This is a genomic window from Pantoea sp. X-Soil-TKNS-1207 (assembly GCF_059730485.1).
Map to the genome: position 1 here is coordinate 1,497,365 of NZ_AP035958.1, position 12,228 is coordinate 1,509,592.

General features: G+C 58.1%; 9 protein-coding genes. 8 read left to right on the forward strand and 1 reads right to left on the reverse strand.

The features are described from left to right. Positions 1-21 precede the first annotated feature (21 nt). From AC6I8V_RS06870 to AC6I8V_RS06880, 3 genes are all read left to right on the forward strand, one after another. Positions 22-204, forward strand: coding sequence for a Trm112 family protein (locus AC6I8V_RS06870; protein ID WP_013508517.1), 183 nt, complete (start codon positions 22-24; stop codon positions 202-204). After that, on the forward strand, positions 201-950 hold the full coding sequence (gene kdsB / locus AC6I8V_RS06875) for a 3-deoxy-manno-octulosonate cytidylyltransferase (RefSeq protein WP_497845141.1): 750 nt from the start codon (positions 201-203) through the stop codon (positions 948-950). The genes AC6I8V_RS06870 and kdsB overlap by 4 nt, the downstream gene beginning before the upstream one ends. 112 nt (positions 951-1,062) lie before the next feature. Beyond that, positions 1,063-1,956 (forward strand): YcbJ family phosphotransferase, encoded by an 894-nt coding sequence (locus tag AC6I8V_RS06880; protein ID WP_497845142.1) that lies wholly within the window; start codon positions 1,063-1,065, stop codon positions 1,954-1,956. Here the strand turns inward: AC6I8V_RS06880 and elyC are convergent. Further along, on the reverse strand, positions 1,936-2,721 hold the full coding sequence (gene elyC, locus AC6I8V_RS06885; RefSeq protein WP_497845143.1) for an envelope biogenesis factor ElyC: 786 nt from the start codon (positions 2,719-2,721) through the stop codon (positions 1,936-1,938). The two genes, AC6I8V_RS06880 and elyC, sit on opposite strands and share 21 nt — an antisense overlap. A 124-nt stretch (positions 2,722-2,845) precedes the next feature. On the opposite strand from elyC, the gene cmoM reads away from it, so the two are divergent. From cmoM to ldtD, 5 genes are all read left to right on the forward strand, one after another. Next, on the forward strand, positions 2,846-3,616 hold the full coding sequence (cmoM, locus tag AC6I8V_RS06890) for a tRNA uridine 5-oxyacetic acid(34) methyltransferase CmoM (protein WP_497845144.1): 771 nt from the start codon (positions 2,846-2,848) through the stop codon (positions 3,614-3,616). Positions 3,617-3,627: 11 nt separating this feature from the next. Next, positions 3,628-4,950: a chromosome partition protein MukF gene (gene mukF / locus AC6I8V_RS06895; protein ID WP_497845145.1), complete on the forward strand. Its 1,323-nt coding sequence runs from the start codon at positions 3,628-3,630 to the stop codon at positions 4,948-4,950. After that, positions 4,931-5,665: a chromosome partition protein MukE gene (mukE, locus tag AC6I8V_RS06900; protein ID WP_497845146.1), complete on the forward strand. Its 735-nt coding sequence runs from the start codon at positions 4,931-4,933 to the stop codon at positions 5,663-5,665. Before mukF ends, mukE begins: the two co-directional genes overlap by 20 nt. After that, positions 5,662-10,128 (forward strand): chromosome partition protein MukB, encoded by a 4,467-nt coding sequence (mukB, locus tag AC6I8V_RS06905; protein ID WP_497845147.1) that lies wholly within the window; start codon positions 5,662-5,664, stop codon positions 10,126-10,128. Before mukE ends, mukB begins: the two co-directional genes overlap by 4 nt. A gap of 156 nt (positions 10,129-10,284) precedes the next feature. Next, on the forward strand, positions 10,285-12,093 hold the full coding sequence (ldtD, locus tag AC6I8V_RS06910; protein ID WP_497845148.1) for a L,D-transpeptidase: 1,809 nt from the start codon (positions 10,285-10,287) through the stop codon (positions 12,091-12,093). Positions 12,094-12,228: the final 135 nt, after the last annotated feature.

Here is a 12,228-nt window from a genome sequence, read left to right on the forward strand (position 1 = left end):
CGATCCGGTATGGAGGAGATTATGGATCACCGTTTACTTGAGATTGTGGCCTGTCCGGTCTGCAATGGAAAACTGTATTACAACAAAGAACAGCAGGAATTGATCTGCAAACCTGATGGACTGGCCTTTCCTGTCCGTGACGGCATCCCGGTATTGCTGGAAAACGAAGCGCGTACCCTGTCTGTTGAAGAGATTCATCCATGAGTTTCGTCGCTATTATTCCTGCGCGCTACGCATCGACGCGTCTGCCGGGTAAACCGCTGGTCGATATTCTCGGTAAGCCGATGGTGGTGCACGTTATGGAGCGTGCACGCGAGTCGGGTGCCGATCGTGTGATTGTTGCCACCGATCATCCGGACGTAGCGGCAGCGGTCGAGGCGGCCGGTGGTGAAGTCTGCATGACGCGTGCCGATCACCACTCCGGTACTGAGCGTCTGGCGGAAGTGATCGAGAAATACCAATTCCCGGACGACACCATCATTGTCAATGTTCAGGGCGATGAGCCGATGATCCCACCGGCAATCGTGCGTCAGGTCGCGGCTAATCTGGCCCAGGCTGACGCTGGCATGGCAACGCTGGCGGTGCCTATTCACGATGCAGAAGAAGCCTTTAACCCCAACGCGGTGAAGGTGGTGACCGATGCGAAGGGGTATGCGCTCTATTTCTCCCGCGCGACCATTCCGTGGGATCGCGAGCGTTACGCCAAATCGCGTGAGCAGGCGGGTGATACGCTGCTGCGCCATATCGGTATCTATGCTTACCGTGCCGGCTTTGTTCGTCGCTACATCGACTGGGAACCCTGTCCGCTGGAGCAGATTGAGCTGCTCGAACAGCTGCGCGTGTTGTGGTACGGCGAAAAGATCCACGTTGCTGTTGCCCAAACCGTGCCGAGCGTCGGCGTTGATACCCCGGAAGACCTGCTGCGCGTGCGCGCTGCCATGCAGGGCTAACCTCGCAGGGCCAGCTTCTGTCGCTGGTCCTGCTGTTCTTTGATCTGGCGCATCGCTCTGCGCTGCCGTGACCTCCAGGATAACCCAGTCACTTTACTCGGGAGGAAAACGCATGGAACAGCTCCGTTCAGAACTCGCGCTGGTGCTTGGCGAAAGCGTTGGCCGTCTCGAAACCATCAGTGAGCAGCCACAATCGCGCCTCTACGCCTTGTACGATGCCGCCGATAAACCGATGCCGCTGGTGGCCAAATATTTTCGTCATCAGGGACGCGCTGCGCTGGAAGCCAAAAAACTGGCGATGCTTGGCCGTGATGGCCTGATTGCGGTTCCGGCGGTATTTGGCCTGGTGCTGAGCCAGCAGAAACCGGTGCATGAAATGCTGCTGATGGCGCGTCTGAATGGCGTCTCTGCTGAGGCACCGGCCCGCACTGCCGCCCGTTGGGAGCAGCTGTGCGAGCAGGTGGTGGAAGGTTTACTGGCCTGGCATCGCATTGATAGTCATGGGCTAGTGGGCAACATCGACAGCATTCAGGAAAACAGCTGGCCCGCGTGGTATCAGCAACGGGTGGAGGTGCTGTGGTCAACCCTCGGTTATCTTTCTCCGCCGTTTTTCACCCTCGACGATCGACAAATCCTGTTTCGCAGCCGCCAGCAACTGCCGCGTTTGCTGGCCGGTTTTGACGATCCCTGCGTACTGATTCATGGCAATCTGCGGCTGTCGAGCATCATGAAAGATGCGCGCAGCGATCAGCTGGTAGCGATGATGCAGCCCGGCAATGTGCTGTGGGCGCCGCGCGAGTACGAGCTGATGCGACTGGCGGACAGCGGTGCCGAGGCGTCGTTATTGCAACATTATCTGCAACGCGCGCCTGTCGCAGAAGACTTTGTCTGGCGGCGCTGGCTCTATCAGCTGTGGGATTGCATTGATAGCCTGGTCAGCACCGGTCAGTTTGATCGCCCGCGCTTTGATAACGCGCGTGAGCAACTACTCCCCTGGCTGGGCTGATGTCAGGTCATCACCGCGCAGCTTCTGCCACGCCTGGCCCAGTGTTTCATAAATCGCCCGTTCGCTATGGCTCAGCCACAGCGGTGAAGGGATGGCGCGTTCCCACCAATTTAATGGCGAGGTGATTGCCAGCTGATTAGCGGGTGCTGCCAGCGGATTCAGCCCGGCGCTCTGGAAGAAATGCATCGCCCGTGGCAGATGATTGGCGGAGGTCACCAGCAGGAACGGGTGCTGGCCCACGGCGATTTTGACTGCCTGCGCCTCCTGTCGGGTGTCTTTAGGTTGATCCAGCACGATAATCGCCTGTTGCGGTACGCCAAGGCTTTCCGCGACCTGGGCCGCCACCTGCGCGTTGCTCATCGGGTTGCTGCCCGCCGCCGCGCCGGTAAAAATCATCTTCGCCTGCGGGTAGCGTCGCCACTGGCGCACCCCTTCGGCCACGCGTGGCAGGCTGTTGCCAATCAGATTCGAACCCGGCGCCCAGTCAGGGTTAAAGGTGTAGCCGCCGCCCAGCACCACGATATAATCGACATTCTCGCTGCCGTTCCAGGTGGGATAGTGGTTTTCCAGCGGCAGCAGCAGGCGATCGGCCACCGGTTGCAGGCTGAGTAACAACAGCATCAGCCAGCTGATTGATATCAGGATTTTGCCGCTTTTTTGCCAGCGGGTGAGCCAGAGCAATAAAAGTCCGGCTGCCATCAACAGCAGCAGCAGTGGCAAGGGCAGTAACATCCCGCCGATCACTTTTTTTAACGTGAAAAACATCGAAAATAGTTCCTTTTGTCCGAAAAAACAGCAGCCAGACACTTAGCGCGGGATGAAAGGTTCATTCTTGTTGAGCCTGTGACAAAATAGCACAAGTTGAATGCAGCAGAGCGGAGCCACCACCATGCAGGATCGTAACTTTGACGATCTGGCGGAGAGATTCTCCAAAAACATTTATGGCACCAAAAAAGGCATGGTGCGTCAGGCGATCCTGTGGGATGAGCTGGACGCGCTGATGCCAACGCTGCCCGCCGGGCCATTATCGGTGCTGGATGCCGGTGGCGGACTGGGACATATTTCCTGTGGCCTTGCCGCGCGCGGCCATCAGGTTCTTCTGTGCGACCTTTCAGCGGAGATGCTGAAACGCGCCGAAGCGCACGCCCAGGAAGAGGGTGTGAGCCACAACATGCAATTCAAACAAATTAGCGCGCAACAGGTCGGCGAACATTTGGATAAGCCGGTTGATCTGGTATTGTTTCACGCTGTGCTGGAATGGGTAGCGCAACCCGAGGTGGTATTGCAGGCGTTATGGCACACCCTGAAGCCCGGCGGCGTATTGTCGCTGATGTTTTTCAATCGTAATGCCTTAACCATGCGCTTGCTGACCCTCGGTAATTTTGGCTACCTGCAAGCCAATATGACCAAACGCAAAAAGCGTACGCTGTCGCCCGATTACCCCCGCGACCCGGAAGAGGTCTATCGCTGGCTGACAGACTGCGGCTTCGAGATTGAACAGCGCGCTGGCATCCGCGTCTTTTGTGACTACATGAAAGAGCAGGCTGCGGCCCTGAAAGACGTTGAGTCCATTATTGAGATGGAACGGCGCTACTGTCGCCAGGAGCCATTTTTGAGTTTAGGGCGCTATATCCACGTGACCGCGCGCAAACCCAGGTAGAAGGACCAACTATGAGCGAATTTTCCCAGACGGTGCCCGAACTGGTGGCATGGGCGCGCAAGAACGACTTTTCGCTTGCGTTGCCGGTTGAACGTCTGGCTTTTTTGCTGGCTATCGCCACCTTAAACGGTGAGCGGATGGACGGCGAGATGAGTGAAGGTGAGCTGATTGACGCATTCCGTCATGTCAGCAAAGCGTTCGAACAAACCAATGAAACCGTACAGGTTCGTGCCAACAACGCCATCAACGATATGGTGCGCCAGCGCCTGCTTAACCGCTTTACCAGCGAACTGACGGAAGGCCATGCCATCTACCGTCTGACGCCGCTGGCCATCGGCATCACCGACTATTACATCCGCCAGCGCGAGTTCTCCACTTTGCGTCTTTCGATGCAGCTGTCGATTGTGGCGCAGGAACTGAAACGCGCCGCCGATGCTGCCGAAGAGGATGGTGACGAGTTCCACTGGCATCGTAACGTCTTCGCGCCGCTGAAATATTCGGTGGCGGAAATCTTCGACAGCATCGATATGACGCAGCGTCTGATGGATGAGCAGCAGCAGGCGGTAAAAACGGACATCGCCGATCTGCTGAACAAAGACTGGCGCGCGGCGATCTCCAGCTGTGAAATGCTGCTGTCAGAAACCTCCGGCACGCTGCGTGAGTTGCAGGATACGCTGGAGGCGGCGGGCGACAAGTTGCAGGCCAACCTGCTGCGCATTCAGGACGCGACGCTCAGCAGCCCGGATCTCGGTTTTGTCGACAAGCTGGTGTTCGATCTGCAAAGCAAGCTGGACCGCATTATCAGCTGGGGACAGCAGGCCATCGATTTATGGATCGGCTACGATCGCCATGTCCATAAATTCATTCGTACCGCCATCGACATGGACAAAAACCGCGTGTTCGCTCAGCGTTTGCGTCTGTCGGTGCAGAACTATTTCGACCAGCCGTGGGCGCTGACCTACGCCAATGCCGACCGTCTGTATGATATGCGCGACGAAGAGATGACGCTGCGTAATGACGAAGTCATGGGCGAATTGCCGCCGGAAATGGAGTACGAGGAGTTTAACGAGATTCGTGAGCAGCTGGCCGCGATGATCGAAGAAGCTCTGCAAATTTATAAGCTGGAACAAAAACCGCTTAACCTCGCCACGGTGATGCGCGACTACCTGTCGCAATATCCGCGCGCGCGCCACTTCGATCTGGCACGCATCGTCATCGATCAGGCGGTTCGCCTCGGCGTGGCCGAAGCCGATTTAGCCGGTTTGCCTGCGGAGTGGCAGACCATTAATGAATACGGAGCCAAGGTGCAGGCACATGTCATCGACAAATATTGAACAAGTGATGCCAGTCAAACTGGCACAGGCACTGGCAAACCCGATTTTTCCCGCGCTCGATAGCCAGTTACGCGCGGGCCGCCATATTGGCATCGAAGAACTGGATAACCACGCTTTCCTGATGGATTACCAGGAATATATGGAAGAGTTTTACGCGCGTTACAACGTGGAACTGATCCGTGCGCCGGAAGGATTTTTCTATCTGCGCCCGCGTTCAACCACGCTGATCCCGCGTTCGGTACTCTCCGAGCTGGATATGATGGTGGGCAAAATCCTGTGTTACCTCTATCTCAGTCCGGAACGCCTGGCCAACGAAGGTATCTTCACCCAGCAGGAGCTGTATGACGAGCTGCTGTCGCTGGCGGACGAGAGCAAACTGCTCAAGCTGGTTAACCAGCGCTCCACCGGTTCAGACCTCGACCGCGCCAAGTTGCAGGAGAAGATGCGTGCCTCGCTGAGCCGTCTGCGTCGTCTCGGCATGGTGTGGTTTATGGGCAACGACAGCAGCAAATTCCGCATTACCGAATCGGTATTCCGCTTCGGCGCGGATGTGCGTAGCGGCGATGATGCGCGTGAAGCACAGCTGCGCCTGATTCGCGATGGCGAAGCCATGACGCTGGAAACGGCGCCGGTGGCCCAGGAAAGTGATGAAAGCGACAATGAAAACGACGCCGATAGCGAAGCGAATGATAACGCGGAGGATGAACAGGCATGATTGAGCGCGGTAAATTTCGTTCGCTAACCCTGATTAACTGGAACGGCTTCTTTGCCCGTACCTTTGATCTCGATGAGCTGGTGACCACGCTGTCTGGCGGTAACGGTGCCGGTAAATCCACCACTATGGCGGCGTTTGTCACGGCGCTGATCCCGGATCTGACGCTGCTGCATTTCCGTAACACCACCGAAGCCGGGGCAACCTCCGGTTCGCGCGATAAAGGCCTGCACGGTAAGTTGCGCGCCGGCGTCTGCTATGCGGTGCTTGACGTGGTCAACTCCCGTCATCAGCGCGTGGTGGTGGGGGTGCGTCTGCAACAGGTGGCCGGACGCGATAAGAAAGTCGATATTAAGCCGTTCAGCATTCACGGCCTGCCGACCGATACCCAGCCTACCGATATGCTGACCGAGATCCTCAACAGCCGTCAGGCGCGCGTGCTGCCGCTGAACGAAGTGAAGGATCGGGTTGAAGCGCAGGAAGGGGTGCAGTTCCGTCAGTACAACTCGGTGACGGACTACCATGCCATGATGTTTGAACTTGGCGTGGTGCCGCGTCGTCTGCGTACCGCCAGCGACCGCAGCAAGTTCTATCGTCTGATCGAAGCCTCGCTGTACGGCGGTATCTCCAGCGCCATTACCCGTTCGCTGCGTGATTACCTGCTGCCGGAAAACAGCGGGGTGCGTAAGGCGTTCCAGGATATGGAAGCCGCGCTGCGTGAAAACCGTATGACGCTGGAAGCAATTCGCGTTACCCAGTCGGATCGCGATCTGTTTAAGCACCTGATCTCCGAAGCCACCAGCTACGTGTCGGCTGACTATATGCGTCACGCCAATGAACGCCGCATCCACCTGGATGGCGCGTTGCAGCTGCGCAATGAACTGTTCACCAGCCGTAACCAGCTGGCGTCGGAACAGTATCGCCATATTGAGATGGCACGCGAGTTGTCTGAGCACAGCGGTGCTGAAAACGATCTGGAAACCGATTATCAGGCCGCCAGCGATCACCTCAACCTGGTGCAGACGGCGATGCGTCAGCAGGAGAAGATTGAGCGCTACGATGCCGACCTCGAAGAACTGACCTACCGCCTCGAAGAACAGAACGAGGTGGTGGCTGAAGCTCGTGAAGTGCAGGAAGAGAACGAAGCGCGGGCCGAAGCGGCCGAAATTGAAGTCGATGAGCTGAAAAGCCAGCTGGCCGACTTCCAGCAGGCGCTGGATGTGCAGCAAACCCGCGCTATCCAGTATCAGCAGGCGTTGCAGGCGCTGGAAAAAGCGCGTGCCCAGTGCCAGCTGCCGGATCTGAATATCGCCAACGCCGACGAATGGCAGGCAACATTCCAGGCGCGTGAAGAAGAAGCCACCGAACACCTGCTGCGTCTGGAACAGAAACTGAGCGTGGCGGAAGCGGCGCACAGCCAGTTTGAACAGGCGCTGGCGCTGGTCACCAGCATCGCCGGTGAGGTCAATCGTCAGGACGCCTGGCAGGTTGGCCGCGAACTGCTGCGCGATGCCGCCAACCAGCGCCATCATGCTGAACAACTCTCCTCGCTGCGTCTGCGTCTCAACGAGCTGGAGCAGCGTCTGCGCGAGCAGAATGAAGCGGAGCGCCTGCTGGCCGAGTTCTGTAAGCGCCAGGGGCAGCAGTATGACGCCGATGCGCTGGAAGGTCTGCAACGTGAACTGGAAGCGCAGATTGAACAGCTGAGCGCCAGCGTAGCGGATGCCGGCGAGCGCCGGATGCTGATGCGTCAGGAGCTGGAACAGCTGCGTGAACGTATTACTGCGCTCACCGCCCGCGCGCCGCACTGGCTGGCAGCGCAGGAAATCCTCACCCAGCTGAGCGAGCAAACCGGCCAGCAGCTGACCAGCAGCCAGCAAATCACCGAATTTATGCAGCAGCTGCTGGAGCGTGAACGTGAAACCACCGTTGAACGCGACGAAGTGGCGGCGCGTAAACGTGAAGTTGAGAAGCAAATTGAACGTTTCAGTCAGCCTGGCGGTGCGGAAGACGCGCGTCTGACTCAGCTGGCCGAGCGCTTTGGCGGCGTGCTGCTGTCCGAGATTTATGATGACGTCACGCTGGACGACGCGCCGTACTTCTCGGCGCTGTATGGCCCGTCGCGCCATGCGATCGTGGTGCCGGATTTGTCGCTGGTACGCGAGCTGCTGGATGGGCTGGAAGATTGCCCGGAAGATCTCTATCTGATCGAAGGGGACCCGCAGTCGTTTGATGACAGCGTGTTCGCCGTCGATGAGCTGGAAAACGCGGTGGTGGTGAAGGTGGCTGAGCGTCAGTGGCGCTACTCCCGCTTCCCGAAAGTGCCATTGTTTGGCCGCGCCGCGCGTGAAAACCAGCTGGAGTTGCTGAATAACGAACGCGAGCAGCTGGCGGAGCGCTTCGCTACGCTCTCCTTCGACGTGCAGAAAACCCAGCGCCTGCATCAATCTTTCAGCCGCTTTATCGGCAGCCATCTGGCGGTAGCCTTCGATGAAGATCCGGAAGCGCTGATCCGTCAGCTGAATAGCCGTCGCGGTGAGCTGGAACGCGCGCTGAGTCAGCATGAAAACGATAATCAGCAGCAGCGGATGCAGTATGACCAGGCGAAAGAGGGCGTGGCCCAGCTTAACCGCCTGCTGCCGCGCGTGACGTTGTTGCTGGACGATACGCTGGCTGACCGCTGCGAAGAGATTCGTGAGCGCGTGGACGAAGCCCAGGACGCGGCCCGTTTCCTGCATCAGCACGGCAACAAACTTGGCAAGCTGGAGCCGCTGCTGGCGGTATTGCAGAGCGATCCGCAGCAGCATGACCAGCTGGAACGTGATTATCAGCAGGCGCAGCAGCTGCAACGTGAAGCGCGTCAGCAGGCGTTTGCCCTGACTGAAGTCGTACAGCGTCGCGCCCACTTCAGCTATGAAGATTCAGCCGGGATGCTGACCGGCAACAGCGATCTGAACGAGAAGTTGCGTCAGCGCCTGGAGCAGGCAGAAGGCGAGCGCAGCCGCGCCCGTGAGCGTCTGCGTGAACATCAGGCGCAGCTGACGCAGTATTCTCAGCTGCTGGCGTCGCTGAAAAGCTCCTATGACGCGAAACGCGACATGCTGAAAGAGTTGCAGCAGGAGATGCAGGATATCGGCGTACAGGCCGATGCCAGCGCGGAAGAACGCGCGCGTATCCGTCGTGATGAACTCTATACCGCGCTGAGCCATAACCGCGCGCGCCGTAATCAGCTGGAGAAACAGCTGACCTTCTGCGAAGCGGAAATGGACAGCCTGCAAAAGAGATTGCGTAAGCTGGAGCGTGACTATCATCAGCTGCGCGAGCAGGTGGTCACTGCCAAAGCGGGCTGGTGCAGCGTGTTGCGTCTGGTGAAAGATAATGGCGTCGAGCGCCGTCTGCACCGTCGTGAGCTGGCTTATCTGAGCGGCGATGAACTGCGCTCGATGTCGGATAAGGCGCTGGGCGCGCTGCGTCTGGCGGTGGCGGATAACGAACATCTGCGCGATGTGCTGCGTATGTCGGAAGATCCGAAACGCCCGGAGCGTAAGATCCAGTTCTTTATCGCTGTGTATCAGCATCTGCGCGAACGTATTCGTCAGGACATCATTCGTACCGATGATCCGGTCGAAGCCATCGAGCAGATGGAGATTGAGCTGAATCGTCTGACGGAAGAACTGACGGCGCGCGAGCAGACGCTGGCGATCAGTTCACGCAGCGTGTCCAATATCATTCGTAAAACCATCCAGCGCGAGCAGAACCGTATCCGCCAGCTCAACCAGGGCTTGCAGGCGGTGAGCTTCGGCCAGGTGCGCAGCGTGCGCCTCAACGTTAACGTGCGTGAAGCGCACGCGACGCTGCTGGATACGCTGTCGGAAGAGCATGAACAGCATCAGGATCTGTTCAACAGCAATCGCCTGACCTTCTCTGAAGCGCTGGCGAAGCTGTATCAGCGTCTGAATCCACACATTGATATGGGCCAGCGTACGCCGCAAACCATCGGCGAAGAGTTGCTCGACTACCGCAACTATCTGGAGATGGAAGTGGAAGTCAACCGTGGCTCTGATGGCTGGCTGCGTGCGGAAAGTGGCGCGCTGTCGACCGGTGAAGCGATCGGTACCGGTATGTCGATTCTGGTGATGGTGGTGCAGAGCTGGGAAGAGGAATCACGCCGTCTGCGCGGCAAAGATATCTCTCCGTGCCGTCTGCTGTTCCTTGATGAAGCGGCGCGTCTCGATGCCCGTTCCATCGCCACGCTGTTTGAGCTGTGCGAGCGACTGGAGATGCAGCTGGTGATCGCCGCACCGGAGAACATCAGCCCGGAAAAAGGTACCACCTATAAGCTGGTACGTAAGGTGTTCAACAACACCGAACACGTACATGTGGTCGGTCTGCGCGGCTTTTCGGCCGACCCGACGCCAGCGCAACGCGAGAACAGCGGCATAGATCTGGAAACAGAAAATTCCTAGTTCCAAATCTGGTTAAAAAACACCGCGACGTTTAATCTGTAAACGGCATTTGCAGCGAGAGGCAAATGCCGTTTTTGTTTGTATACTCAAAAATATGAGTAAGGCAGTACACAGCGTATAGCAGGCGGCTGTGTCTTAGGCGAGAAGGGGGCAGGGATGTTGCTGAACAATAAAAGCAGATTCAATCGTGCTGCAATAGCACTCAGTTTGTCACTGGCATTGTCACCGCTGGCGGTAAGCCATGCTGCGATCATCGCAGCGCTCCCCGGCACCACACACAGCACCATGTCGGTTGCGGCCAGTCAGCATCAGATTCAGCAGGCTTTCAGCCCCAGCGAACAACCCTTCTATCTTCCGGGCCTGGCGGGCATTTATGCCGCCCGCAATATGGCGCCGTTGTGGCAGGACCGCGGTGCGGTGCAGGCATTTCAGCAGCAGCTGGCGGAAGTGGCGCTCTCGGGCGTACAGCCGCAGTTCACGCGCTGGGTCGGGTTGTTGACCAATCCGCAAATCAAAGGCCTGGCGCGCGATATCGTGCTGAGCGACGCCATGCTGGGGTATCTGCAATTCGTCTCGAATGTACCGACCCAGGGTGAAACCTGGCTCTACAGCAATGTGCCTTACAAACTGTCGATGCCGACGCTGGCGGTGGTGAATCAGTGGCAGCGTGCGGTGAACGCCGGTGGCAGCCGCGCTTTTGTGCTGTCACTCGAACCGCAACATCCGCAATACGCACCGATGCACAGCGCGCTGAAAACGCTGCTGACGGACAACCGTCCGTGGCCGCAGCTGCGCGACAGCGGTACCTTGCGCCCAGGCCAGATCAGCAATGATGTGCCCGCGCTGCGCGAGATTTTGCAGCGCACCGGGATGTTAACCGGCCACAGCGCCACGCCGACGCCGGCCGATGATGCGGTGCCAACTGCGCCGGTGCCGGTCAGCCAGAGCGATCAGCCGGTTGCGGTCAGTCCGTCGGCGACCAGCGTCAACGATCTACCTGCGCAGGCGCCACAACCGGCAGGCAATGTGGCGGCGAATCCGGTCCAGTCGACGGGAAATGTCTACGATGCGGCGCTGGTGGAAGGGGTGAAACGCTTCCAGCACTGGCAGGGGCTGGACGATGATGGTTCGATTGGTCCGCGCACCCGCGAATGGCTGAACGTTTCGCCACAAATGCGCGCCGCGCTGCTGGCGCTGAATATCCAGCGTTTGCGTCTGCTGCCGGATGATATGCATAACGGCATCATGGTGAATATTCCCAACTATTCGCTTACTTATTACAACAACGGCGCCACTATCCTGTCATCACGGGTGATTGTTGGCCGCCCGGATCGCAAAACGCCGCTGATGCGTAGCGCGCTGAACAATGTGGTGCTCAATCCACCGTGGAATGTGCCGACATCGCTGGTGCGCAAGGACATTGTGCCGAAGGTGAAACAGGACCCGAGCTATCTCTACAAGCATGGTTATACCCTGCTGTCGGGCTGGACGTCGGATGCTGAAGTCATCGATCCCTCGATGATTGACTGGCACATGGTGTCGGCCGACAGCTTCCCGTATCGGATCCGTCAGGCACCCGGTGCGATGAACTCGCTGGGTCGCTACAAATTCAATATGCCCAGTTCGGATGCGATTTATCTGCACGATACGCCGAACCATAACCTGTTCCAGCGTGATATCCGCGCGCTCAGCTCCGGCTGCGTTCGCGTGAATAAAGCGTCGGAGCTGGCGGATTTGCTATTGCAGGACGCGGGCTGGAACGACAGCCGCATCTCCGACACCCTGAAAGAGGGCAACACGCGCTACGTGCCGATTCGTCATCGTATCCCGGTTAACCTCTACTATCTGACGGCCTGGGTCGCTGATGATGGCAAGCCGCAATATCGTACAGATATTTACAATTATGATAATACGGCGCGCTCCGGCAGCCAGGTGCTGGTGAAGGCAGGCCAGCTGCTGCTCTAGTGATTGATTTATCGGTACTCCTCAGCCATTAAAACCGCCAGGGCCAGCCCGGAGTTGTGACATCCGCGCTGGTTTTGGCTTTTCTGTGCCTGACCACGGGTTGACTGCGTTTAAAGCTGCGGTTAATGTTCCGCC

What these genes read in the sequence shown, in the direction of transcription:
- AC6I8V_RS06870 (WP_013508517.1), top strand. Translation starts at nt 22, where the DNA reads ATGGATCACCGTTTACTTGAGATTGTGGCCTGTCCGGTCTGCAATGGA.
- kdsB (WP_497845141.1), top strand. Translation starts at nt 201, where the DNA reads ATGAGTTTCGTCGCTATTATTCCTGCGCGCTACGCATCGACGCGTCTG.
- AC6I8V_RS06880 (WP_497845142.1), top strand. Translation starts at nt 1,063, where the DNA reads ATGGAACAGCTCCGTTCAGAACTCGCGCTGGTGCTTGGCGAAAGCGTT.
- elyC (WP_497845143.1), bottom strand. Translation starts at nt 2,721, where the DNA reads ATGTTTTTCACGTTAAAAAAAGTGATCGGCGGGATGTTACTGCCCTTG.
- cmoM (WP_497845144.1), top strand. Translation starts at nt 2,846, where the DNA reads ATGCAGGATCGTAACTTTGACGATCTGGCGGAGAGATTCTCCAAAAAC.
- mukF (WP_497845145.1), top strand. Translation starts at nt 3,628, where the DNA reads ATGAGCGAATTTTCCCAGACGGTGCCCGAACTGGTGGCATGGGCGCGC.
- mukE (WP_497845146.1), top strand. Translation starts at nt 4,931, where the DNA reads ATGTCATCGACAAATATTGAACAAGTGATGCCAGTCAAACTGGCACAG.
- mukB (WP_497845147.1), top strand. Translation starts at nt 5,662, where the DNA reads ATGATTGAGCGCGGTAAATTTCGTTCGCTAACCCTGATTAACTGGAAC.
- ldtD (WP_497845148.1), top strand. Translation starts at nt 10,285, where the DNA reads ATGTTGCTGAACAATAAAAGCAGATTCAATCGTGCTGCAATAGCACTC.